Source organism: Brevibacillus sp. FSL K6-2834, assembly GCF_038592925.1.
In the GTDB taxonomy this organism is placed as follows: Bacteria; Bacillota; Bacilli; order Brevibacillales; family Brevibacillaceae; genus Brevibacillus; species Brevibacillus borstelensis.
On sequence record NZ_CP151945.1, the window covers coordinates 1244648 to 1270000 of the forward strand.

Consider the following 25353-nt stretch of genomic DNA (forward strand, 5'->3'; position numbering starts at 1 on the left):
AAAACATCCCTGCTTCTCCCGGGAGCGTGTTTCCCTGGCCGAGGCGAATGCCATTAGCTGCCTGACTGTCGGAAAATTGCTGTTGACCCTTGAAACATGCAAGACATGATCAGTTCATGATCGCATCTTTCCTTCTATTGTACAATCTCTGACTATCTTTGACAATATAAATGGACGTTTATATGTGCAAAAAAGAAAAACTCCTCCCTGGCAGGGGAAGAGTTGGGAATAAAGGGTTTGGCGGAGCGTCACTCGGTCGAGACAGACGGATCGGCCTGCTCTTTCTTTGGCGAAATCATCAGGAAGTTGTCCGCCGGATTCTCGATCAGCTTTTGGATGCGGCTGGCTGTTTCATATTGCTCGGTAGCGAGCAGCTCTTCCTTGTAAGCGGAAAGCAGCTCTTGAACATCGCTCGTCCCTTTGTCGTCGAGCTGATACAAAAACACTTTGGCTCCTTTGGCGATTCGGCGCTCCAATGCGTCGCGGCCAAAGCCGAGATCCGGCTGAAGCCGCACGTAGACGACGCCTCCGGTCATCCCGGCGCAGATCCACGGCCCTGGATCACCGAGCACCACAGCACGGCCGTTTGTCATGTATTCAAAGGCAAAGCCTTTCAGGTTGGCGCGAGCCCCGATGCCTCCAAGCTGGTCGCTGATCGGCTGGGTGATTTCGCCGCCAAAGACCACGTCGGCGCCAGAAAGGCGGATGCAGGCGCGGGAGTCGGCGTTGCCCTGGACGATAAAGAGCCCTTTTTGTGCCCCGTAGCAAAAGCTTTTGCCCACTGAGCCGTTGATGTAAGCGCCGTTCAATCCCTTTGCCTTGAGGATCGAGACGCGGCCGCCAAAGCTGGTTTTGCCTACCCCGTCCTGTGCGCCGCCCTGGACGCGGATGTTGACGCCCTGCGCATTGTAGGCAGCCAGACCGTTGCCCGGAACGCTGCCGTGGGTGAAGTGAAGCGACACCTCCGGCAGGGAGGCATAGCTTCCGTCCAGATGGTCTTTCACCCGTGCCCCCGACCAGCGGCTGCCGAGGACCCGCTGCCCGGAGAGAACGCTGCTGAAGGTTTCCTGGATGGGCCTATCCGCCTGATAATAGCGCCCCTGCGCCTCTCCTGCGTGGGCACCGGCAGCTACGAGCACACGGCTTTCCTCTTGTTCCGCTTCAACGCTTTCGGCAGTGCCAAACTGCGGGTGGAGCGCAAGCAAAGACGAAAGGTCGATCTTCTCCAGCAGACGGCTTTGCACCAATAGATCGGAGCGTCCGACCAGATCCTGTGTACGGCTAAAGCCGAGTGCGGCTGTAATCCGCCGGACCTCTTCGCCGAACAGGGTAAAGAAGTTTTTCAGGCCCTCCACCGCCATATCAAACTGGCGGGGAACAAAGCGGCGCAGACCTTTTTCATGCGCTTCTTCGAGCGAGTCAATCTGCGTGGCGATCCCGACATGGCATGTATCGAGGTGGCAGCCGCGGCAGGTTGTGCAGCCGACTGCGATCATAGCCAGTGTGCCGAATCCGATGCGGTTTGCCCCCAGCAGCATCAGCTTGACGACGTCAGCGGCGCTTTTCACGCCGCCGTCCGCCCACAGCTCCACCTTGTGGCGCAATCCCGCCTCCAGCAGTGCGTTGTGAGCGGCTTTGACGCCGATTTCCGCAGGGAGTCCCACGTGCTGCAAGGCGTGGACGCGGGCCGCTCCCGTACCACCGTCAAAACCGGAAAGCGTGATGAAATCTGCACCTGCTTTGGCGATCCCGACGGCAATCGTGCCGATATTGGGGACGATTGGCACTTTCACGCATACTTTTGCTTCGTGATTGGCTGTTTTCAGCTCGGTGATCATCTGCGCCAAATCTTCGATGGAGTAAATGTCATGGTTGTTGGACGGAGAGATCAAGTCAGAGCCGATCGTCGCATTGCGGGCAGCGGCGATTTTGGCTGTTACCTTGGAGCCGGGAAGGTGTCCCCCTTCGCCTGGCTTGGCGCCTTGGCCGATCTTGATCTCCAGGATGTCTGCCGCATTTGCCAGCTCGATATTGATGCCGAAACGGCCCGAAGCAACCTGGATTCCGCGTGTTTTCCGGTAGCGGCCGAGCATGTCTTTGATCTCGCCGCCTTCCCCGTTCATGCTGATCATATTCAGTTGTTCCGCTGCCTCGGCATAGGCGCGGAATGCCGTCTCGTTCTGTGAACCAAAGGACATGGAGGAGATCAGGAACGGCAGGGAATGGCTGCCTACGCTGAGATCCACCTGTTCCGCTTCGACCCTGCCCTGCTCCTGTCGAGCGTTCTTGTCAAAGGCGAAGTCGGTTGTATGGCGAATAGCGATCGGATTCTCCCGCTCGTTTTCCTCCAGCTTTTGCGCGTAGTCGGCGTAGGGAATGTCTCCCGCCGCGACCTGTCCGATCAGCTTCCACAGGCGCGGGAAGATGTGGAAGGTCTTGGCTTCACGGGCCGTCTCGCTTGCGTAATCGCGCGAGCGCTGGATACTGTCCGCTTCCAGGTCGGCAAAGGAAAGCCCCGACTCGGCCGATCCGCAGAAATTGATGATGGACAGGGCGGAAGCAAGCTCCTGGCGCAGACCGATAGAAGAAAACAATCGTCCGTATCCGCGCAGCTCGTGAATGCCGATGGTGGAAATTACTTTTTCCAGCCCTTTGTTCAACGCGCTGTACAAGTTTGTTGCCGATGTCACCCCATCCTTGGCAAAGGCTGTGGCGAACATCAAATACGGCGACACCGCGTCCGCACCGAAGCCGACTGCCAGAGCGAGATCGTGCAGCGAGCGGATCGAGCCGGAGCGCAGCACGAGAGAGGCGCGGCGGCGCAAATTGTCTCCGTCTTCGAGAAAAACGGCTTTCAGCGCCTGGTCAGAGGCTGCCACCGCCAGCAGCGGATCGATCCAGAACTTGTCGCTGCGATGCGTTTCCGTATCGTCCAGAACGACCAGCACTGCACCGTCCTGCACAGCTTGCACAACCGTCTGCTTTATTCGCTTCAGACCGCCTTCCAGCCCTTCCTCTTTGGAAAAAGAAGTGGACACCAGCGAAATGCTGGACGGGTGGTTATTCAAATAGTGGAGGACCTGCTCCAAGGAGAAGGTGCCCTGCTGCGCAGCGGCGGCCTGCAGCGACTGGCCTTCAAACAGTACGGGAGAAGGCAGCTCCAGGCGCAATCCGGGAACCGGCTTTGCCGAGAGCGGGACGCGCGAGCCGACGACGACGCGGGTAGAGAAGTGCTCCATTTCCCGGTCGCGGTCTATCGCCGGATTGGTGACGACTGCAACGCTCTCCTTGAGGTAATCGGCCAGGTTTTGCCGCTCCTTGGACAGAGCTCCGAGGGGGCCGTCATGTCCGAGGGAACGGATCGGCTCGACGCCGTTGGCAGACATCTGCTCGACCAACTGGATTTGCTCCCGGTCCCAGCCGAATGCGCTGTACACCGACGAGGCAGGGGGTTCTGCATCCGGCTCGGAGACGAGCGCATTTGCCTCATATGCGAAATAGAGATGCTGCCGCCAGCCATCCGTCTTGACCTTGCTCGTGAAACGGTCATGGACCAGTTGCTGCAGGCTGTGGTGAGGCACGACTTCCGCTTCCCGATCCGGGTGCAGAAGGACGCCCACCTTTTCGCCAGGGGCCAGGGACTTCGGCTCGGCCGTCATCTGGTGGACAGGGATGACTCCCTGCTCCGAGGAGAAGTAGTAGGAGGTTGCGCTTTCCACCATCCACAGCGGCCGCAGGCCAAGCGCGTCGACGCTGAACAGGCACTCATTTCCGTAGCGCGACACGATGCCGGCCGGACCTTGGGCAAAATGTCCCCAGGCCTGGCGCAGATAGGCATACAGGTCCTGCAGATGGACAGGCAGGTTTTTCATTTCGTGATGGATCGGAGGGAAGACAATTTCCATCGCTTCAAACAGGCTGAGTTCATAACGGTGGATGAAGGTTTCGACTGTCCGGTTGACATTTTGCGAATCGCTTCCACCGTCTACGAGCGGAACGCCGAGCAGGAGCGCCTCCTCCTCCAGCTTGCTGATGGTGTTGATCTCTCCGTTGTGGCCAAGCAGCGAAAACGGCTGGACACGGAAGAAGTTGGACAGGGTGTTGGTCGAGTAGCGATTGTGTCCGATCGTCACGGACGACGCGAAGCGATCATCAGCCAGATCGCGGAAATAGCGGGGCAGGATGGAGGCGGCGCCCATTACCTTGTACGCGGCAGTGTACGGACTGAGCGAAGCGACATGAACATGGTGAGCCGTCTCGATGGCGATCTGCAATTCAAACAGCCGCTGGGCATACGGGTAGCCAGTCAATTCCTCTTGGGAGGACAAGGCCAATTGCCAGAAAAGCGGTTCGTCGCGTTTGCCGTTTTTCCCGAGAGCGGCAGAGTCCACCTCTTGTACCCGCTCAAGCATAATGTCGATGGAATACTCGGCGAAAAGCTGCCGTACCTGCCTTTGAACCTCCTCAGGGTCATGACTGGCTTGAGGCACGAAGAGATGGGCCACTGCGAATCGTTTGTCGTAGGCAAAACCGCCGTCCAGCCCTGCCTGATGGAGGTATGTGGACCAGAGGGCACGAGGGATGTCCGTCAGGATGCCGCAGCCGTCTCCTTCCCCGTCGATAAATCCGGAACGATGCTCCATTTGAATCAGCGACCGGATGGTTTCATCCACGTTAGCTCGCGTAGGGGCTCCCGCTTTTTCGATGACACAGATGATTCCGCAGCTATCGTGCTCAATCCTGTGATAGTTTTGAAACGTTTCGATTGCTTCTCTTTGCAGGTAGTTTCTCATGGTTGCGGTCAGACGAACTGACCCTCCACCTCCTTTACCAATAGTCGGAAACTTCAAAATAGTAGTGCTAAGAATAACATGAATGAATGGAGTACACAATCGGGGTTTGGATAATCATGTAAATGTAAGCGTTTTAATTATAATAAAATGTTTTTTCTCGATAAAAAATGTATTTTTATTCATGGAATATAGCGTTTTCAAAAGGAAAAAAGCATGCTCCGCGGCAGAGCATGCTTTTTGCGTTGCGGTATGAAATGCTAGCGGTCGTGGTCTTGCGTTTTGTGGTGCTCCGTCTTTCGCGGATTTTGAAAGCCGACGACTTCCATCATCTTGGAGCTCATTTTGGGGTCCAACGTTTTTTCCGGCGCTTGCGGGTAGGTTTTTTCCCCTTTGGACACGTAAAATCCCTCCTGCGGTGGTATGCTGTCCCGCTTAGTATGTGGAGGAAGCTGCGGTTTTCGTTCAGGAAAATCTTCCCCGGCAGGAGACCTATACAACCAAGATCGGGCTATTTCGCAAGTACCGGGCTATTCCCGCAAGCATCGGGCTATTCTCTCCGGCACCTGCCTATTCCCGCTGGCACCGCTGCGTTGTATGATACGGGGTTGAACCGCATGCTGCGACAGCAACATCTACGATCTTAGAGCTTGGCAAACGAGCGATCCACAGCCGCGATCGTGTCCCGAATATCCGCTTCTGTATGGGCGGTCGTGACAAACCACGCTTCGTACTTGGATGGTGCCAGGCAGATGCCTTCATCCAGCATGAGCCGGAAGAAGCGGGCAAACAGTTCGCCATCTGCCGCCTGGGCCGTATCGTAGTCATATACCGGATGGTCCGTAAAGTATACGGCGAGCGCTCCTTTTACGCGGTTGACCTGCACCTTGATGCCGTGGGCGTCTGCCGATTTCCGAATTCCTGCCTCAAGCAAGGCTCCGAGGCGTTCGAATTCCTCGTATACGCCTGGCTGCTTAAGTACCTCCAGGCAGGCGATACCGGCGCGTATCGAGGCAGGATTACCGGCCATCGTCCCGGCCTGGTAAGCAGGGCCGAGCGGTGCCACCTGCTCCATGATCTCGCGTCGCCCGCCGTAAGCGCCGATAGGCAGTCCGCCGCCGATGATTTTTCCCAGAGCCGTCAAGTCCGGCTCAACGCCGAGCAGGTTTTGCGCGCCGCCGTAGCAGAAGCGGAAGGCCGTGATCACTTCATCGTAAACCACGAGCGCACCTGCCTCGTGGGCGATCTCGTTTACGCTTTCCAAAAAGCCCGGTTTCGGCGGGACGATCCCGAAATTGCCGACGATCGGTTCGACGAGCACGCATGCCGTCTCCGCTCCCCAGACGCGGATCGCCTCTCTGAACGCCTCCGTGTCGTTGAACGGTACGGTAATCACTTCGCTCGCGATGCTTTGCGGGATGCCCGCACTGTCGGGAATGCCCAGTGTGGATGGACCGGAACCCGCAGCGACCAGCACGAGATCGGAGTGGCCGTGATAGCAGCCGGCAAACTTGATTACCTTGACTCTGCCTGTATAGGCACGAGCCACGCGGATGCAGGTCATCACCGCTTCCGTCCCGGAGTTGTTGAAGCGAATCCGTTCCATCGACGGGATGGCTTCGCGAATCATCGTCGCAAATTTGATTTCCCAAGGAGTAGGGGTCCCGTACAGCGTCCCGTTTGCAGCCGCTTCCGAGATGGCTTTTGTGATATGCGGGTGGGCGTGGCCCGTGATGATCGGACCGTATGCAGCCAGGTAATCTATGTAGCGGTTTCCGTCGACATCCCAAAAATAGGCTCCCTGCGCGCGTTCCATCGTGACAGGAGCGCCGCCGCCGACAGCTTTGAAAGAGCGGGAGGGGCTGTTTACCCCGCCGAGGATGACGTCCATCGCCTGTTCATGCAGGCGGGCAGATTTTTCGCGGTTCATGTTCATTCCCTCTTTTCGTCCATAAGTCCATCCTCATCTTATCACACTTGAAGGTTGGCGTAATCGGCAGAGCTGCAGCTGGAACCGTATTTGGAAAAGTGATACAATTCAGCCTGTCAGCTTCCAAGCCAGCCTTTGATAACGACTTGTTCCGGCTTGGACGGATTGTAAAAACAAGAGCGGAAGGGAAGAGGGCGAATGAACGTCGAAGCGTTGTCCATACCCGGTTACAGCGGCAATAATGAGGATCGTTTTTTGATAAACACGGCTCAGCAGATATTTGCCGTGATTGACGGAGTTTCGTCTTTGGTGCCGTTTGTCACCAGGACCGGGCAGAGTGGAGGGGCAATGGCGGCCCGGATCGTTCACGATCATCTGGCGGCTGTCGGAAAAGACGCCGACTTGCCGTCTGTACTGCTCGCAGCCAACGAGCGCCTTCGGGATTATATGATCTCCGAAGAAATCGATTTGAGCCAAAAGGAAGCTTTGTGGGGTGCAGCCGCCGCCGTAGTGAAGCTCGATGGGACACACCTTCACTATGCCCAGACGGGAGACTGCATGATCTTTGCCGTGTATGCCGACGATTCGATCCGCGTCCTGACTCATCTGCAGGTAAATCACCTGGAAGCAGCCGCGATGGAAAAGTGGGAAGAAGGCATTCGCCAAGGCTTAAGCACAAGGGCTGAACTGATTGAAAGCGTTCGCGACATCCTCGTTCACAACCGCTATCAGGCAAATACGCCGGGAGGATACGGCGTGCTGAACGGCGAGCCGCTCAGCGGAGACTTTCTGGAGTACGGGAGGATCAACCGGATCGGCCTGAAGGCAGTGCTCCTGCTGACAGATGGACTGTTCTGGCCGGCCGCGCGCGGAGAAGGGAGCATCGGTTGGGAGAAAACGGTCTGTCCCATCCTGGAAAAAGGGCTGCAGGCGTATACAGATGAACTGGTCCAGTTGGAGAAAAGCGATCCGGAGTGCATCGCCTACCCGCGGTTCAAGCCTGCCGATGACAAAACCGGTGTCGTCATTTGCCTTCCCGAGAACGAGCCTGCGACTGAGCCGTATGGTCTTCCAAGGCTTTAGATTGAAGGTTGCAGTTGGCAGCACATTGATTTTTGCAGAAATCAGCCTGCTCATATACACTAAGCAGTGGAATCCTACTCAAAAGCGACAAAAGGGCGGTTAATCATGATTCAAGTCAACCATTTGCAAAAGGAGTTTCGCATTCATCAAGCCCGCGCCGGTCTGGGAGGCGCGTTTCGCGACCTGTTCAGCAGGGAATACAAGACGGTCAAAGCGGTCGACGACCTGTCCTTTTCCGTAGAAGAAGGGGAAATGTTCGCCCTGATCGGAGAAAATGGGGCAGGGAAGTCGACCACGATCAAAATGCTGACGGGCATCCTGAACCCGAGCGGCGGGGAGATCGTCATCAACGGCTTTGTCCCGCAAAAACAGCGGGAGGACTACGTGCGCTCCATCGGCGTCGTGTTTGGCCAGCGCTCGCAGCTTTGGTGGGACCTGTCCCCGCTGGAGTCCTTCCGTCTGCTGAAAAGCGTCTACAAGGTCGAAGAGCATGAAGGACAGCGCTGGCTCGACCGTTTGATCGAGGAGCTCGACATCGGTTCGTTCGTCAGCCAGCCTGTACGCAAGCTGAGCCTCGGCCAGCGGATGCGCTGTGAGGTGGCGGCGGCGCTGATCCACAAGCCTCGCCTGCTGTTTCTGGATGAACCTACGGTCGGTCTGGACGTACTCGTAAAGCAAAAGATTCGCGAGTTTTTGCGAAATTTAAACGATACCGAGCATATGACGATTCTGTTGACCACACATGATGTGACCGACATCGAAGCGCTGTGCAAAAGAGTGCTGGTCATGGACAAAGGCAAGCTTATTTTTGACGGGCTGCTCGAAAACCTGAAGGAAAAATGGGGAAATGGGACGGAAGTGGCCTTTCAGTTCAAAAAGCGGACGTCAGCCGAAGAGCTGCGGACTGTCCTCGGCGAGCTGCCCTGTGAGATCATTCGGGAAAACGACTTTGCTTTGCGCGTAAAAGTGTCGCGCAGCCAGGAAATGCTGCCGTTCGTCCTGTCCACCGTGATGGCCTCGTTTGACATCAGCGACGTCAAAATTATGGAAGCGAGCACGGAGGACATCGTCCGCAATATCTACTCTACAGACAGCGAGGTAGTCAGCCATGGGTAAGCTTTACCTGGAACTGATCCGCATCCGCTTTCTGACCTTGCTGGCGTATCGCGTCAACTACTACAGCGGCATCATCATCTACGCGATCAACATCGGGGCGTACTACTTCCTCTGGGGGGCGATTTACGGCGGACAGCAGCAGCTCGGCGGTCTTTCGGTAGAGCAGATGACGGCGTATGTCGCCATCGCCTGGATGTCGCGGGCGTTTTATTTCAATAACATCGACATGGAGATGGCGCAGGAGGTCCGGGAGGGAAAAGTGGCGATCGAGATGATCCGCCCCTACAATTATCTCTCGGTCAAGACGGCGCAGGCATTCGGCGAAGGGATTTTCCGCATGCTGTTTTTCGCCGCGCCGGGCATTTTCCTGATCAGCCTGTTCATTCCGTTTCAATTCCCGAGCACGCCCGAAGCGTGGGGCATGTATCTGCTCAGCCTGATGTTCGCGTTTGTCATCAACACGCAGTTGAATCTGTTGACCGGTCTCGTTACCTTTTTCCTCTTCCGCAATGACGGGATGATGCGGGCCAAGCGGGTAGTCGTCGACCTTCTTTCCGGCCTGGTGCTGCCGATCAGCTTTTTCCCCGGCTGGGCCCAGACGCTGATGGGATATCTGCCGTTTCAGGCGATCAACTATTATCCCAGCGTCATCTTCACCGGGGCTATACCGGCGTCCCGCGCGTGGCAAATGATCGGATTCCAGGCGATTTGGGTCGCGGTCATTCTCATCCCGATCTTCGTCTTGTGGCGCAGAGCCCAGACCAAGCTGGTCGTGCAGGGAGGATAAGAAGCAATGGGTGAAATCAAGCATGTCTTGGGCATTTTTGCCACTTATTTGGGACAGTATTTCAAAACGCGTCTCGCGTACCGGACTGATTTTTTCGGGGAGCTCGTGTCCAATCTGATCAATGAGCTGATCAACCTCGTGTTTATCGTCGTCGTCTTTCAGCACGTGCCGCTGCTCAATGACTGGACGCGCGACGAGATTATTTTCATTTACGGCTTTTTCCTCATCCCGTACGCGCTGTTTTCGATGTTTTTCGGCTTCTGGGATTTCAACGAGCGGTACATTATTCGCGGAGAGATGGACCGCGTCCTGACCAGGCCGCTGCACAATCTCGCACAGGTCTGTCTTGAGTCGATCGCACCGGACCGGATTTTTGGCGTCATCACCGGTTTGATCATTATGGGCTATGCGGCTATTCAGCTGGATTTGTCCTTTACGTGGTACGACCCGTTCCTGTTTGTCGGTCTCGTCGTCAGCGGCATGCTGATCTATGGCGGGGTCTACACGGCCATTGCGGCCATCAGCTTTTTCTCCGATTCCCGGACAGGGATTTCGCCGATGATCTGGAATATTCAGCAGTATGGGCGTTACCCGGTCGACGTGTACAACAAGGTAATCCGGTTTGTGCTCACGTACGTGCTGCCCTTTGCCTTTGTCGGCGTGTATCCGGCGGCGTATTTTCTCCGCAAGGAAACGTGGTACGCGTATGCGGCGTTTACTCCCGTCGTGGGAATCGTCTTTTTCAGCATCGGACTGGTCGTCTGGAACTGGGGTGTGCGCAAATACAGCGGAGCAGGGTCGTAATCGGCTTGCTGCCTGACCCTCCTCCGTCTTGGGGGAGGGTTTTTGCATGCTTTTGTCGTATTGGGAAAAATTGCTTTCTTTCTACCTCGCTATGTTCCCCTGGCTGATCATGTTTGCTCCGCAAATGATAGCCGAAATTTGCGGCAGGTTTCCCAAAAGCGATGGGAGCTACGCAGGAGATTCGCAACGACCATAGCAGGGAACACTTCCAGCATTGTCAAATCCGAGTGCGGCACTGTATAATATCCATGTAAAATCACATACATTCCTTCGGGGCAGGGTGAAATTCCCGACCGGCGGTGATCGCGCCAAAAGCGCGTAAGCCCGCGAGCCTCCGCGATGCGAAAGCTTCCGGAGTGCAGGATCTGGTGCAAATCCAGAGCCGACAGTACAGTCTGGATGGGAGAAGGATGACGACAGTACGTACGCTGTGCGTGCTTGTTTGCTTGTGCATGGGTATTGCACGACGGGCTGGGTGCCGCTTTTCGGCCCTTCTGTTTACGTACCCTTTTTTAAGAGCACAGGTCTGTTTCGTTGTCTTTGCATGTGTGCCAAAGCCCTGAGGAGATGTTGTTTCTCAGGGCTTTTTGCTGTGCAAGGACCGAACGCGGGCACGTCCGGGTGTATGCTGTTGCCATTCCTCAAGAAGGAAGAAACCAATGAGGAGATGGTACAGATGAAAGGAACCGCGATTCCCACATCGCAAGCGACGCAGCGGCTGGTGACGATTCCCATGCTGGCGGCGGTCGCATTTGTCTTGCAGTACCTGGAATTTCAGGTGCCGCTCATGCCTACGTTTTTGAAGCTCGATTTCAGTACGCTGCCCGGATTGATCGGCGCCTTGCTCTACGGCCCAATGGCAGGCGTTATCGTCGAAGTGATGAAGAATGCGCTGCACATGCTGTTTAAAAATACGGACGGCCTTTTGATCGGCGAGCTGGCCAACGTAGTGGCGGGTGCGAGCTTCATCGTCGCAGCGGTTTGGCTGCAGCGGATGAAACAGGGGAAAATGAGCTTCATGGCCGGTCTTGCTATCGGTACTGTACTGATGACGGCTGTCATGGCGGTAGCCAACGCCTACTTCCTGCTGCCCGCCTATGCGGCTTTGTATCAGGTGTCGCTGGAGCAGCTGGTCGCGCAATTCCAGGCTGAGAGCGTATGGTCTTTGATCCTGTACGGCATCGTGCCGTTTAACCTGATAAAAGGAATCATGGTCTCCGTAGTCGCTTATCCGCTCTACGTGAAGCTGGCACCGAGACTCAGCCTTTATGCAAGAAATTGACATTGCCCGGCGGGTCTGCTACCATATTGCCCAAGAAACAGGCGAAAATGGCTGTGAAAGGACCCGCAGGTAGCGAATGTGGCGCAGAGAGTCGACCCTTGGCTGAAAGGTCGATGCACGAATGCACCTGCTCCCCATCCTGGAGCTGCTGGCGACGAGCCATGCCGGATTCCCTCCGTTAACGGGTCAGAGCGGATCGCAGTTGCTTTTGTGGCAGCAGCGGTCAATCAGGGTGGTACCGCGGGAGAGTTTCCCCCGTCCCTTTTTGGGATGGGGGTTTTTTGGTGCGCCCAGCATGGGCGATAGCTATAGGGTGAAAGTCCCGAACGGGGGTTGGCTGTACCAACCGTTAGCTCAAGGCAAGGGTGTCGACCGCGAGGTCGAATCTGAAGGAAGCCGGCGGCAAAATCCCGACCTGAGGTACACGAACCCAATTTGAGGCTGTTGTATCCGGGCGAGTCTGCCAAACAAGACAAAGCCCCATACAGCCAAGGGATACAGTAGTAAACTTGGGCAGGTACATGGGATGAAAGTTATCGTTCTTACCTGGGGAGGTCTGCATGAAACGCCTTCAACTGTTGGTAACCGTCTCCGTAAGGAGACGCTGAACATGCAGAAGTCAGCAGAGGCCATAGTACCCGAGTAGAGGACGCTTGAATGGGGAAGGGCCGAACATCAAGCCAGCATGCGATCCATGTCTTTTGATACGGTACGTCGAAGCAGAATTCTGTCAAGGAACTACTTTTGAAGAGCAGGGGTGAAGCCCCGAGGGTACAAAAGAGGGCTGAGTATCGTACAGCAAGCACGGAGTCCGCATGTGCGAAGGAAGGAACATCATTATGGATTTGCTGGAAAAAGTCTTATCACGGGAAAACTTACGGATGGCACTCCAACGAGTGGAGGAAAACAAAGGTGTCGGTGGAGTCGATGGTGTTTCAACCGAACAACTACGCGATTATCTACGTGAACACTGGCAAGCCATCCGCGAGAAGATGGAAAGGGGAACCTATAGACCTTCACCTGTTCGCAGAGTCGAAATCCCGAAACCTGACGGTGGTGTAAGGTTATTAGGCATTCCCACCGTGGTAGACCGCTTTATTCAGCAGGCCATCCTCCAAGTGTTAACGCCGATCTTCGACCCCACCTTCTCGGAATCTAGCTATGGGTTCCGTCCAAAACGTAGCGCTCACATGGCAGTAAGGAAAGCGCAAGCGTATATCTCCGAAGGATATCGTTTCGTGGTGGACATCGATCTAGAGAAATTCTTTGATCGCGTAAATCATGATATTCTAATGAGCCGTGTGGCTCGAAAAGTTCAGGACAAGAGAATTTTAAGACTGATTCGTTCCTACTTGAATGCGGGGATCATGATAAATGGCGTCTGTACAACATCAAGTGAAGGAACACCGCAAGGTGGGCCGTTAAGCCCACTTTTGGCAAATATCCTACTTGATGATTTGGACAAGGAACTCGAAAAGAGAGGCCACCGTTTCTGCCGCTACGCAGACGATTGTAATATCTACGTGAAAACAAAACGGGCAGGGGAACGAGTAAAGAAGAGTATTCAAAACCACTTGGAGAAGGTACTAAGGCTAAAAGTAAATGAGGAGAAAAGCGCGATAGACCGACCATGGAAACGAAAATTCTTGGGCTTTAGTTTTACCTTTGCAAAACAGACAAGGATTCGCATCCACCCCAAATCCCTCCTCAAGCTAAAAGAGAAAATCCGCACGATCACGAATCCGGTGTGGAGCATCTCGATGGAGAAGCGGATTGAAAGAATAAATCAGTACCTCATGGGCTGGATTGGATATTTCGCCCTTGCAGACGCGAAGGGCATTCTACAATCCATTGAGGAATGGACAAGGCGCAGGCTCCGTCTTTGTTTGTGGATGCAGTGGAAACGCGTGAGAACCAGATATCGAGAACTTCGTTCTCTTGGCATATCTCACGTAAAAGCCATTGAAATTGCAAATACCCGCAAGGGTGCATGGCGTACCACAAAGTCTCCGCATATACACAAAGCCCTCGGCATTGCCTACTGGCAACAACAAGGGCTGAAAAGCTTAGTGCAACGATATTCTCAAATTCGTCAAGCTTGGTGAACCGCCGTATACCGAACGGTACGTACGGTGGTGTGAGAGGACGGGGGTTAGTCGCCCCCTCCTACTCGATCGTTTTTGAAAAGAAGCTCATGAAGGAGTGAAGGGCATTGAAAGAAGGAAAAGCATTTGTCAAAGAAATCACGCCGCAGTCTGAAGACTTTTCGCGCTGGTACATCGACACGATCAAAAAAGCGGATCTGATGGATTATACGCCTGTGCGCGGCTGTATCGTTTTCAAGCCGGACGGATTTGAGCTGTGGGAGCGGATCCAGGAGGCGATGGACAAGCGGTTCAAGGAAACCGGCCACCGCAATGCCTATTTTCCGATGCTGATTCCCGAATCCTTTTTTCAGAAGGAAAAAGAGCACGTAGAAGGCTTCAACCCGGAACTGCCATGGGTTACGGAAGCTGCGGGGGAACAGTTGGAGGAGCGCCTTGCGCTGCGGCCGACCTCGGAGACGATGATCGGCCATATGTACAGTCAATGGATTCAAAGCTACAGAGATTTGCCGGTACTCATCAATCAGTGGGCAAATGTATTCCGCTGGGAAAAGCGGACGATGCCGTTCCTGCGCACCTCCGAATTTTTGTGGCAGGAGGGACACACCGCCCATGCCACAGAGGAGGAAGCCCGTCAGGAAACGATGCAGATGCTGGACATTTACGCCGAGGTCGTGGAGGAGCTGCTCGCGATCCCGGTCTGGAAGGGGCAAAAGACGCCGAGCGAGAGGTTTGCTGGAGCTGTCGACACCTACTCCATCGAAGCGATGATGAAGGACGGCAAGGCCGTACAGGCCGGCACCTCGCACTATTTGGGAGAAAAATTTGCGCGGGGCTTCGAGATCAAGTACTTGGACCGCGACAATCAATTCAAATACGTGCATACGACATCCTGGGGGACCTCTACCCGCCTGATCGGCTCGATGATCATGGTGCACGGGGACGACCGGGGGCTGTCGCTGCCGCCTCGTGTAGCGCCTACGCAGGTCGTGATGATTCCGGTTGGACCGCCAAAGCTGCGTGAAAGGGTGATGGCAGCATTCGATCCGCTCTTTGATCAGTTGAAAGCGGCAGGCGTACGGGTCCGGGCTGACCTGCGCGAGGAGACTCCCGGCTGGAAATTCAACGAATGGGAGATGCGCGGCGTTCCGATCCGTCTGGAAATCGGTCCGCGCGATGTCGAGAACGGTCAGGTCATTCTGGCCCGCCGCGATACCGGGGAAAAGATCACGGCTCCGCTTGCGGATGCAGTAGAGGCGGTCGTAAACCTGCTTGAGGAAATCCAGCAAAACATGTACCAGCGGGCAGTCGAATTCCGCAATGCCCATTCGCATCTGGAGATCAACACGCTCGAAGAATTGAAGCAGCACGCGGAGACCGCCGAGAAAGAAAACGGCATCGCGGGTTGGGTGCTTGCGGGCTGGTGCGGCGACAATGGCTGCGAAGCAAAGGTAAAGGAAGAGACCAAGTTCACCTCCCGCAACATCCCGTTCGAGCCGCCTGCACAAAAATCCGCATGCATCTGCTGCGGCAAAGAGGCGATGCACACGGTCTGGTTTGCCCGGGCTTACTAAGGCAAGGCCATCAGGCCAAAATCAAACCCGACGAAAGAACGCTTACGGCCAAGCTAGACCAACAAATACGAAATGAAAAAGGGGGCGTCTTATTTTTGACGCCCCAATACCCATTCCGCAAACGCATCCGTATCCGTAAACTCGTAATCCGGTTCCGGCTGAAAGCCTCCCGTTTTTTGCGTGACCGGAAGCCAGGTGACTCCTACTGTCACCAGTCCGGCAGCCTTCCCGGCTATAATATCCGCGTTGCTGTCGCCGACGTAGATGGTCTGTTCGGGCGTTGCACCAAGCTGCTCCATCGCAAGCAAAATCCCCTCCGGATCGGGCTTCGGATTTGTCACCTCATCCCCGGCGATCACCACATCAAAATAAGGGGCAAGCCCCCACTCTTTCAGAGAGATATCTGCGCTTCGTCTGCCCTTTCCTGTGACAATCCCCATCGAAATGCCGGCTTGCTGCAAGCGGTCGAGCAGCCGGATCATTTCCGGCGGATTGGACACGCGCTGATGCTCGGCTGCGTAGAAGTCGTAAAAATGGGTCACGGCATCCGCCAATTGCTCGCTGGCAATCATGTTTTCCAGAATCCCCATCTCAGGCGGGCCAAACATCGCGACGATCTCCTGATCCGTGTAGTGGCGCTGAAGAAAGTGCTGAAAGGTAGAGCGGAAGGAATTGAAAATCATCGGCAGCGTATCGGCTACGGTCCCGTCGAAATCGAATAGAATGGTGCGCATCGTAAGCCTCCTTGGTCAAAAATGGAGAAAACCATCACAGCGGATGGTTTTCATGGTTGTTTTTGCATACTGGTCAGCTTCAGCATACTGCTGCGTTTTCTGATTGTTCGTTCAGTCTTATGCGAAGATGAGTTCTTTCATGCCTCGTTGTCTTCAAAGTCGTCGTCCTCGTCGTCTTCACTCGGGTCAGGAGGAGTAACGGGAAACAAGACATCAAAGAACTTAAACTTCCGTCGTCCGTTTTCATTTTTCAGTCCTTTGTACTTTTGGAGAAGGTCGCTAATCTCGGCAACCAATTCATTTCTTTCTTCTTGGCTTAAATAAAATTCAGTCAGGTTGTAAGCGAACGTATCCTTGTACTCCTTGCGCACATCCACGTCGCTGGCTACAAACCGGTTGAGCGTACGCACCAGATCCTTTTCCGTCGTGCGGAAAGGGGTAAACATGATATCGCTCAGCTGCTGTGCGTTTTCCTCGATCATCAGCCGCAGCTTCACCTGAATGACTTTGGCTACAGGCTCGTAGTACTTTTCCACGATCGAGCCTTTTACTCTCGTGTCTACCTGCTGCAACAAGCCTACGCGCACAAGTTCTTTCACATGATAGTGAAGACGGGCGGCGTTTTCCCCGAGCTCGGTTGCAATCTGCTTGGCTGTACGGGGCTCAAGATCCTCAAACAATTCCAAAATCTTTACACGTTCTGGTATAGCAAGGGATTTGAGGGCTTCCGGGTCTGTTACGTTAAAAAATTCTTTCATCGCCATTCTTCACCATCCAGCTACCTACGCAAATTTTATATTTCTTTATCATTACTATCCATCCATATTATCGTTTTCTGTGCAAAAGCGCAACGTGCAAGCGGATGAAGTAGCTGTAAGCTTGTGGTAAAATGAGACCAAATGAAAAGCAGTTTTTAGTGGAAGGACGGGATCAAAAATGGTCGCTGCAGGACAAGCTGCACCAGATTTTACCCTCAAGGCGAGCAACGGTCAGGAGCTTTCTCTGGCTGATTTTCGCGGAAAAAATGTGGTGCTCTATTTTTATCCAAAGGACATGACGCCGGGATGTACGACAGAAGCATGCGATTTCCGGGATTATCATCCCGATTTTGCCAAGCTGAATACGGTCGTACTGGGCATTAGCCCCGACGATGTGAAATCCCATGACAAGTTCGTCGCCAAGCACGAACTTCCTTTTCCGCTGCTTGCCGACACTGACCATCAGATCGCGGAAGCATATGGCGTATGGGTCTTGAAAAAGATGTACGGGCGCGAGTACATGGGCATCGAGCGGACGACCTTTGTCATCGATGCGGAAGGAAACATCGCCAAGGTCTGGCCCAAGGTTAAGGTAAAAGGGCACGTCCAGGAGGTGCTCGCGTTTATCCGGGAAGAGCTGCACAGGCCGTAATCCGGGGGACAACCAATAAATCAATGGGGGAACAAATAATGACTTTGTCCACTGCATATATGGTAGAAACGTTTTGCCAACTGGCCAACACGCCAAGCCCATCGGGAAATACGGGCAAGGTGATGTCCTGGGTGGCAGACGAGCTCGATCGACTGGGCGTCAACTATGTAAAAACCAACAAAGGAGCGGTACTGGCGACGCTGCCGGGCAAAAACAAGGAAAAGCATCGTCTGCTGACGGCTCACGTCGATACCTTGGGCGCGATGGTAAAGGAAATCAAGAGCAATGGCCGGCTGAAGCTCGCTTTGATCGGCGGCTTTGAATTCAATGCCATTGAGGGGGAGCACTGCACGATTGAGACAGACAGCGGCCGACTTGTTACCGGCACCATTTTGTCGACCAAGGCATCTGTACATGTGTATGGCCGGGAAGCTGGCAAAATGGAGCGCAACGAAAGCAACATGGAAGTCAGGCTGGACGAGAAAGTAAAAACAAAGGAAGACGTGGCTGCGCTTGGCATCAGCGTAGGCAATTTTGTCTCCTTTGACCCGCGTGTAACAGTTACCGAGAGCGGCTTTATCAAATCGCGCCATATCGACGACAAGGCGAGCGTAGCGATTTTGTTCGGGGTGCTCAAGCATATCGGAGAAAGCGGCATCGAGCTTCCGTATACGACGCATTTCCTGATCAGCAACAACGAGGAAATCGGTTATGGCGGCAATTCCAGCGTTCCGGCACAAGTGGTCGAATATCTGGCTGTCGACATGGGGGCGATCGGAGACGGACAGACGACAGATGAATACTGCGTGTCCATCTGTGCCAAGGATTCCTCCGGCCCTTACCATTACGGCTTGCGCAAGCATTTGGTGCGCCTGGCCGAGGAGCAGGGTCTCAACTACCAGGTCGATATTTATCCGTATTACGGCTCGGACGCCAGCGCGGCGCTGAGAGCCGGATACGACATCGTTCACGGCCTGATCGGTCCGGGCGTGGACGCTTCTCACTCCCATGAAAGAACACACAAAGAGGCGCTGGAGAATACGGGAAAACTGGTCCTGGCCTACATCCAGTCCGAAGAGCTGCAAGCATAGGAGGACTTTGCTATGAGTGATATGTACCGCTGGGCCGACTACTACGACTTGACACAGCGCGGCATGGCAGGTGACGTGGAGTTTTACCTCGATATGGCTCGTCATGCAGGTGGCGAGGTGCTGGATCTGGCATGCGGGACTGGCCGTACCAGCATACCGATGGCAGAAGCGGGTTTGTCCGTCACCGGGCTGGATTTGTCGTCCGAGATGCTGAAGCGAGCGCAGGAAAAGGCGGAAAAACACGGTGTAGCGGATCGCCTTCGGCTGATCCAGGGAGACATGCGCTCCTTTGATCTGCAAAAGACGTTTTCACTGATTATGATCCCGTTTCGCTCCTTTTTGCATCTGCTGTATATCCAGGAACAGATGAAGGCGCTGGCTTGCATCCGAAAGCACCTGGCACCTGGAGGAAAGCTGGTTTTTAATGTGTTTGTGCCCAAAATCAGCCATTTGTATGAGGAGAGCGAAAAGATGTCGCTCCGCGGCACTTTCCGATTGGAAACGGGAGAAGAGGTTGCAATGTGGGACTACACACGCTACGACCATTTCCAGCAGCTATCCGAGGTGACTCGGACTTATGAACGGACTTCACCGGACGGTGTCGTGACCGAAAGAGTTGTCGGGCGATTTACGCTGCGCTACATCTTCCCCGCCGAGCTGCACCATTTGCTTCGGCTCAATGGGTTCAAGGTGACGCAGCGTTACGGCTCCTTTGACAAAAAGCCGTTCGATTCTTCCAGCAGCGAATTGATAGTAGTCGCCGAACTGCTTTAAAGCGAGCGAACTTCTTTCAAGCGACCGAACTACTTTCAAGGGAGCGAACTTCTTTCGAGCGACCGAACTGCTTTCAAGGGAGCGAATGGATAAAGCGCAAGCGGGATGTCCCCGTGTCGATTTCCGGGGAAATAAGAAGAATGGGGGACTGACGGTGAAAATTTATACAAAGTCAGGGGACAAGGGCGAAACGTCACTGGTGTTTGGCGTTCGCGTCCCGAAGTTTGCGGATCGCGTAGAAGCGTACGGAACATGTGACGAAGCCAATTCAAGCATTGGCCTTGCACTTTCTCTCCTGCCTGCCGGGGACGAATGGAAGGAACTTCGTCAAGTTTTTCACGTCATTCAAACCAAGCTGTTTCACATTGGAGCGGAGCTTGCCACCCCTGTGGGAAAACAGGTGGGATGGCCGATCCAGGAAGAGGATGTACTCTTTTTGGAAGGGGAAATCGACAAGCTTGACGCTGCTTTGCCTCAACTGACCAACTTTATTTTGCCGGGCGGGCATCCGGCTGCCGCCGCGTTTCACATAGCCCGCACCGTAGTCCGCAGGGCTGAGCGCAAGGCAGTAATGGTCGCAAACCAGGAAGAGGTAAACGCCGCTGTCGTGAAATATTTGAATCGCTTGTCCGATTATTTATTTGTCGTGGCGAGGTATGTCAATCGCGAGACAGGGCATGAAGAGCTTCAATTGCACGAATAGAGAAGGGCGGCGTGTACCTGTCCAGGCTTTCAATGCGGGCTTCCAGTCTGGGCTTCTGAACCAGTTTTCGAACCATGCTTTTGACCATACTTCAACTATACTTTCGACCGGGTTTCCGAAGTAGGCTTCGACCGAAGCTTTTGAACCAGGCTCCCGATCCAGACTTCTGAACCAAGCTTTTGCGCCGGGGTTCCGATTCCGGCTTGCTTTTCGGGCAGCGTTCTGCTCTAGTCCGATACAAAAATGATGGACGTCGCAGCATGCTTGTAACGTATATTCCGATGCAAATTCCGATGAGGCTGCTCTCTAATCCAGAGCAGCTTGCATCCCTTTTCTAAAGCCATGAAAGGGAACCAGACATTTCCCGAGGCAATCCATTTTTGAAAAGGAGGGATTCGTATGTTTCAGAAAGCGGACAAGTGCTTGCGGACGAATAAATTTACTGAACAGTTGGAATTTTACCGCAGATTGATGGGATTTGACGTTGAGCAGGTGGAGGGAGAGCAGCAGCTGACATTTTTGATTGCCCCTGGCGGTGAGCGGATTTTACTGGCGGGAACAGAGCAACAAGACCTTTCTTTGTATTTGACGGAAGTGTTTGACCAGCCAATCCTTGGACAGAGCTTCTATCTTTCCGCACCTTCGTCATTTTATGAATATCGCGATCGGGTACTGGCTCAAAAGCAGCACAATGCGGAATGGGTAGAAACGGAATGGGGCTGGGAACGTCTCAGTGTGACTGATCCGGAAGGCTATGTGATCACATTCTGGGGCGGGCGGAATCTGAGTGACGGGCAGATCATAGCCTTTTACGACGAAGCCCCGACTCGTCTGAAGAAAGCGCTGGAGGGACTGAACGATCAGCAGCTTGACTTGTCCCGTGCTCCCGGAAAATGGTCGATTCGCCAAATCGTTTTACATATGGTAGACTCGGACGCAACCTCGCTGGCGATGGTGAAGTTCGCTCTGGCGGAGCCAGGGAGGGTATTTCACGGGAATGCTTACGACCCTGACGTATGGGCGGCCGGATTGGATTATGCCCATCGCAGCATACAAGTGGAGGTCGAGCTGTTTTGCGCGATCCGCTCTCATATCGGCGGCCTGTTGAAGCACCTGCCCGACGCGATGGACAGAACGGTCTCTCTGTCATCGGGACACATCGTATCCGTTCGCCAGCGGATCGAGCCGCTCATGGGACATGCTTTGCATCATATCGGGCAAATTCTTGAAACCCGGAAGGTTCATGGAGTATAAAAGGCCAGGTAATGAAAGGAACCAAAAGCGGTTAGAGATCTTGAAAAGGGGAGAGGAGCACGATGGCCAGCCTGCCCTCGGTTTAGTTCGGGGTGGCCGGCCGTATTTTATGTCTTCTCGGGCGGGAAGGAGGTTTGAACATCTCCGTTGATATTCCGCTAACATTTTAGCGCAAGTACGCTTTGATACCTTGCAAAAAAGGAATTTTCTCTGTGTCAAATATGTCGTACAGCGATTCCGTATCCGAGCATGCGTTTCCTTCCAGCAGCATCGTCAGTTGGGTATTGGTGATCGGGAAGAAGGAGAAACCTTCCATCAGATTAATGACCGGCTTCATCAATCCCAGCGGAATATGCACTTTCCGTACTTTGCGCTTGCCGATGGCTTCGCCAATAGCGTCGAGAATCGCTCCATAGGAGACTGGTTCCGGTCCGCCCGTCTCGAAAATTCGTCCGACAGCAGATTCTCGGGAGAGAGCCTGGACAAATACATCTGCTACTGTCTGGCTGGCAACGGGCTGCAGGAGATAGGAGCCGTCTCCAATCACGGGGGTCACAGGCATACGGACAAGATCGGCCAGCATGTTGACGAATTCATCTCCCGGACCGAAGATCACGGAGGGACGGAAAATGACGTAAGGGATGCCGCTGCCCTTCACGAGCTGTTCTGCTTCGTATTTGCTCTGATGGTACCCGCTCGTCGCATTGGCTCTCGCTCCAAGCGCACTCATGTGAACAAAGCGCCGGATGCCTGCTTTCTTGGCGGCTTGCAAAACATTTCGGGTCCCCTCCACATGAATCCGGGGAAATGTAATGCCCTTTTGCTTTTGTTCACGGATAATGCCTACCAGATGGATAACGGCGTCGCAGCCAGCCATCGCCCGGGAAAGTGAATCGGGGTCGAACAGATCACCGGCGGCGACTCTAGCATTTTCGCTTGCCTGGTTTTGCTTGCGCCATTTTTCCTCCGAACCGGGACGAACCAGGCAAACGACCTCATGTCCGTCTTCTGCCAGTTTTGCCAAAATACCCTTTCCTACAAAGCCGGTACCGCCCGTCAGGAACACTTTCATCCATATCCCCCCTAAAGTAAAAAACTCCCAGGTTCCATTGTACACCAGATAGACAGCTTGCTCCATTGCTGATGCGCTCTCCCGGTGGATTGACAAAAGAGCGTATAATACTAATAGAAAGAGAGGAGGTCCAAGCTTTGGCTCAACGCAAAGTACCCGTAGATGACATTTTGGAAATACTTTACCAAACATACCCAGATGCTCACTGTGAGTTGAACTATACCTCGCCTTTTGAGCTGTTGATTGCGACGATCCTGTCAGCCCAGTGCACAGATAAACGGGTAAATGAGATTACTGCGCCCTTGTTTCAAAAACACAATAAACCGGAAGATTTTCTCCACATGACACAAGAGGAAATGGAGGAGCATATAAAAGGGCTGGGATTGTATAAAAATAAAAGTAAAAACATCCTGGAGACCTGCCGGATCCTTTACGAAAAGTACAACGGCGAGGTTCCGCAAAACCATGCGGAGCTGGAGGCGCTTCCCGGCGTAGGCAGAAAGACCGCCAATGTCGTTTTGTCCAACGCCTTTGGAGTTCCAGCCATCGCAGTCGATACACACGTGTTTCGGGTTGCCAATCGCCTCGGCTTGGCCAAAAGCGACAATGTGGACGAGGTGGAGCGTCAGCTCATGAAGCGGATCCCCAAGGAAAAGTGGTCGGATGCCCATCATTGGCTCATCTGGCATGGACGACGCATCTGTGCCGCTCGTACTCCACAGTGCAGCATCTGTCCTTTGAAGGACATGTGCAGGTACGCCCTGGCCGAAGAGAAGAAGGCGAAGTCATCGCGGACAAAAGAGACGGCGAAAACAGCTGCCACCGCCAAAAAAACGGCGTCCAAGTCAAAATCGGCGGGAACAGCAGGCACGAAGGAAAAGGCAAAGAAGCCGGCGGCGAAAAAAACGGCAGCATCGCAGGGCTGATGAATGTCTGAATCATCGATTCCGATTTCCGGTGAATGTATATTGACAGTTTTCCTTGATTAGAAGTACACTTAATTTAAAGTAATTCTAATCAAAGGGTTTGACAAACCATGTACATTCATCGTGCGAAAGACTGTGAGGTGTAGCACAATGTCACAGCGTGTAGAAAAAGCTGTTGAAATCCTAAAGAACACCGGGGTAAGGATGACACCTCAGCGTCATGCCATTCTATCCTATTTGTTGGGGACGATGACCCATCCGACAGCTGATGAGATTTACAAGGCTCTGGAGGGGAAATTCCCCAATATGAGCGTGGCGACTATTTACAATAACCTGCGCGTCTTTAAGGATGCGGGTCTGGTGCGCGAGCTTACCTACGGAGATGCGTCCAGCCGCTTTGACGCCAATGTGGAGGAAGATCACTACCACGCGATCTGTTCGGAATGCGGTTCGATCCGGGATTTCCACTACCCTTATCTCCGAGATGCCGAGGCTTCGGCCGCAAAAACCATTGGATTTCGTGTAACCGGACACCGGATGGAGGTATACGGGGTATGCGAAGATTGTCAAAAGAAGACGCATTGAGGAATGTGTCGCTCAAAGAACACCTTCTGCTTCCAACAGGCTTTCGTTGGAGAGAGGGTGTTTTTTTGTTGCGCTGAGATGTTTATGCAAATTAGGGCGAGACATGTAACCTTTTGGCGATTGCCACGTCATCTTTGAATGAAGGTTTTAGCCATTTCCAGTTTCTCGAAGGTTGTGAATAGAGTGAACAGAAGGTACGATAAGAGGAATACAGCCGTCAATGCATGTTATACATATGGTCAAGTCAAGAAGCGGTTGAGCGGAGGGAGTAGTCGATGAGTCTGGAAGTAGCCTTGGATAGACGAGCGAGACGACGCAAGAGACGAAAGCGCAGGGCTCCGCTCCTTTTTTTGATGCTCCTGGTTTTGGCTGCCGGGTTTGGGTATTGGTATTTTGAACTGAAGCCGTCGAATGAACAGGTGTTGCCCTATTTAGGAAACGAACGTCCCATCGTCTTCGAGGGCGAGCCTTTTAAGCAGCCGTATGCAATGGAAGGCGATCAGATTTTGCTGCCGTTTGAATTTATCCAGGAGCGCCTCGACCCGCACATTCATTGGGAAGAGCCGACCAAGATGCTGATCATTACAACCAAGGACAAGGTTCTCCGCATGCAGAGCGGCCAATTGGTGGCCTATTTGAACAAGAAGCCGGTGGATTTGCAGGTGCCAGTCTCCATCATTGGCGGCCACCGCTACATCCCGCTTGCCCCTCTGGAAAAGCTGTATCCGTATGCCTTTACGCGGCATGAGACAAGCGGGGTGCTGCGCGTAGAGAAAAACGAGTACGAAATCCAGCAGGCACATGTACTAAAGGATGAAGAGAAGGTCCGGCTTCGTTTAGAGCCGACGCATCGTTCCCCTTATTTGGCAGAACTGCCGGGAGGAGCCGTAGTGGACGTGCTGGGACAAGAAGAGGAGTGGTACCAGGTCTTGTCCGCTGACGGCATATCCGGTTATTTGCCCAAGAAGGTCGTCGAGCAAGGGGATGTAAGAAAGGTCAATTTGGAACAGCCGGCAGAATCCTTGCCTGTTTTATGGACACCGAAAGGGAAAAAGGTCAATCTCACCTGGGAACAAGTCGTCAAGCGAAATCCGAATACGGCCGAGATCGGCAGCATGCCAGGCGTGAATGTCGTATCCCCGACCTGGTTTGAGCTAAGCGATGCCGAAGGAACACTGATTAACAAGGCTGATCCCGCGTACGTCCAGTGGGCCCACAAGCGGGGTTATCAGGTGTGGGGGCTTGTAACCAACGGATTTAATCCGGATTGGACGCGGTCCGTTTTGTCCAGTTATGAAAAACGTGACAAGGTCATCTCCCAAATCCTTCACTA

At 53.8% G+C, this 25353-nt stretch carries 21 protein-coding genes and 1 riboswitch (1 of these 22 running past the window's edge); of the genes, 15 read left to right on the forward strand and 6 right to left on the reverse strand.

Features of this window, described 5'->3' with window-relative positions:
- Positions 1–248: 248 nt before the first annotated feature.
- The 3 genes from NST96_RS06305 to NST96_RS06315 form a co-directional block, all read right to left on the reverse strand.
- Positions 249–4793 (reverse strand): glutamate synthase-related protein, encoded by a 4545-nt coding sequence (locus NST96_RS06305; RefSeq protein WP_327956952.1) that lies wholly within the window; start codon positions 4791–4793, stop codon positions 249–251.
- A 257-nt stretch (positions 4794–5050) separates the two neighbouring features.
- Positions 5051–5191, reverse strand: coding sequence for a hypothetical protein (locus NST96_RS06310; protein WP_170208403.1), 141 nt, complete (start codon positions 5189–5191; stop codon positions 5051–5053).
- Positions 5192–5433: 242 nt separating this feature from the next.
- Complete coding sequence (locus NST96_RS06315; RefSeq protein WP_003391602.1) at positions 5434–6720, reverse strand: glutamate-1-semialdehyde 2,1-aminomutase; 1287 nt, start codon at positions 6718–6720, stop codon at positions 5434–5436.
- A gap of 198 nt (positions 6721–6918) precedes the next feature.
- On the opposite strand from NST96_RS06315, the gene NST96_RS06320 reads away from it, so the two are divergent.
- The 7 genes from NST96_RS06320 to proS all read left to right on the forward strand — a co-directional run bounded on the left by NST96_RS06320 (position 6919) and on the right by proS (position 15471).
- Positions 6919–7803: a PP2C family serine/threonine-protein phosphatase gene (locus NST96_RS06320; RefSeq protein ID WP_024984692.1), complete on the forward strand. Its 885-nt coding sequence runs from the start codon at positions 6919–6921 to the stop codon at positions 7801–7803.
- A 105-nt stretch (positions 7804–7908) separates the two neighbouring features.
- Complete coding sequence (locus NST96_RS06325) at positions 7909–8919, forward strand: ATP-binding cassette domain-containing protein (RefSeq protein ID WP_003391607.1); 1011 nt, start codon at positions 7909–7911, stop codon at positions 8917–8919.
- The gene (locus NST96_RS06330) at positions 8912–9706 is read left to right on the forward strand and encodes an ABC-2 family transporter protein (RefSeq protein WP_024984691.1); all 795 of its coding nucleotides are present in this window, start codon (positions 8912–8914) and stop codon (positions 9704–9706) included. The genes NST96_RS06325 and NST96_RS06330 overlap by 8 nt, the downstream gene beginning before the upstream one ends.
- Before the next feature lie 6 nt (positions 9707–9712).
- Positions 9713–10510, forward strand: coding sequence for an ABC-2 family transporter protein (locus NST96_RS06335; protein WP_003391613.1), 798 nt, complete (start codon positions 9713–9715; stop codon positions 10508–10510).
- A gap of 262 nt (positions 10511–10772) precedes the next feature.
- Positions 10773–10925: riboswitch (FMN riboswitch) on the forward strand.
- Between the two features lie 261 nt (positions 10926–11186).
- Positions 11187–11792, forward strand: a complete 606-nt coding sequence (locus NST96_RS06340; RefSeq protein ID WP_024984690.1) for an ECF transporter S component — start codon at positions 11187–11189, stop codon at positions 11790–11792.
- Between the two features lie 839 nt (positions 11793–12631).
- Positions 12632–13897, forward strand: a complete 1266-nt coding sequence (gene ltrA / locus NST96_RS06345; protein ID WP_024985202.1) for a group II intron reverse transcriptase/maturase — start codon at positions 12632–12634, stop codon at positions 13895–13897.
- A 107-nt stretch (positions 13898–14004) separates the two neighbouring features.
- On the forward strand, positions 14005–15471 hold the full coding sequence (gene proS, locus NST96_RS06350; protein WP_003391618.1) for a proline--tRNA ligase: 1467 nt from the start codon (positions 14005–14007) through the stop codon (positions 15469–15471).
- A gap of 89 nt (positions 15472–15560) precedes the next feature.
- On the opposite strand, the gene NST96_RS06355 is transcribed toward proS, so the two are convergent.
- Complete coding sequence (locus tag NST96_RS06355; protein WP_003391620.1) at positions 15561–16205, reverse strand: HAD-IA family hydrolase; 645 nt, start codon at positions 16203–16205, stop codon at positions 15561–15563.
- Between the two features lie 137 nt (positions 16206–16342).
- Positions 16343–16963: a helix-turn-helix domain-containing protein gene (locus NST96_RS06360; protein WP_024984688.1), complete on the reverse strand. Its 621-nt coding sequence runs from the start codon at positions 16961–16963 to the stop codon at positions 16343–16345.
- A 178-nt stretch (positions 16964–17141) separates the two neighbouring features.
- Here NST96_RS06360 and bcp point away from each other — a divergent pair, with 178 nt between their 5' ends.
- From bcp to NST96_RS06385, 5 genes are all read left to right on the forward strand, one after another.
- The gene (bcp, locus tag NST96_RS06365; protein ID WP_003391624.1) at positions 17142–17615 is read left to right on the forward strand and encodes a thioredoxin-dependent thiol peroxidase; all 474 of its coding nucleotides are present in this window, start codon (positions 17142–17144) and stop codon (positions 17613–17615) included.
- A gap of 38 nt (positions 17616–17653) precedes the next feature.
- On the forward strand, positions 17654–18706 hold the full coding sequence (locus NST96_RS06370; RefSeq protein ID WP_003391626.1) for a M42 family metallopeptidase: 1053 nt from the start codon (positions 17654–17656) through the stop codon (positions 18704–18706).
- Positions 18707–18718: 12 nt separating this feature from the next.
- Positions 18719–19480, forward strand: a complete 762-nt coding sequence (locus NST96_RS06375; protein WP_251237727.1) for a class I SAM-dependent methyltransferase — start codon at positions 18719–18721, stop codon at positions 19478–19480.
- Between the two features lie 154 nt (positions 19481–19634).
- Complete coding sequence (locus NST96_RS06380) at positions 19635–20183, forward strand: cob(I)yrinic acid a,c-diamide adenosyltransferase (RefSeq protein ID WP_024984685.1); 549 nt, start codon at positions 19635–19637, stop codon at positions 20181–20183.
- Positions 20184–20582: 399 nt separating this feature from the next.
- Complete coding sequence (locus NST96_RS06385; protein ID WP_342405802.1) at positions 20583–21437, forward strand: DinB family protein; 855 nt, start codon at positions 20583–20585, stop codon at positions 21435–21437.
- A 166-nt stretch (positions 21438–21603) separates the two neighbouring features.
- On the opposite strand, the gene NST96_RS06390 is transcribed toward NST96_RS06385, so the two are convergent.
- Entirely contained in the window at positions 21604–22509 is a 906-nt protein-coding gene (locus tag NST96_RS06390) for a complex I NDUFA9 subunit family protein (RefSeq protein ID WP_227278508.1), read from the reverse strand.
- A 137-nt stretch (positions 22510–22646) separates the two neighbouring features.
- On the opposite strand from NST96_RS06390, the gene nth reads away from it, so the two are divergent.
- From nth to NST96_RS06405, 3 genes are all read left to right on the forward strand, one after another.
- Complete coding sequence (nth, locus tag NST96_RS06395) at positions 22647–23435, forward strand: endonuclease III (protein ID WP_031933175.1); 789 nt, start codon at positions 22647–22649, stop codon at positions 23433–23435.
- Positions 23436–23585: 150 nt separating this feature from the next.
- Positions 23586–24020, forward strand: coding sequence for a peroxide-responsive transcriptional repressor PerR (gene perR, locus NST96_RS06400; RefSeq protein WP_003391638.1), 435 nt, complete (start codon positions 23586–23588; stop codon positions 24018–24020).
- Positions 24021–24295: 275 nt separating this feature from the next.
- Positions 24296–25353, forward strand: the 5' portion of a protein-coding gene (locus NST96_RS06405; RefSeq protein WP_003391640.1) for a glycosyl hydrolase family 18 protein. Its footprint extends 682 nt past the window's final position; the window shows 1058 of its 1740 coding nt (coding positions 1–1058); the start codon lies at positions 24296–24298; its stop codon lies beyond the right edge, outside the window.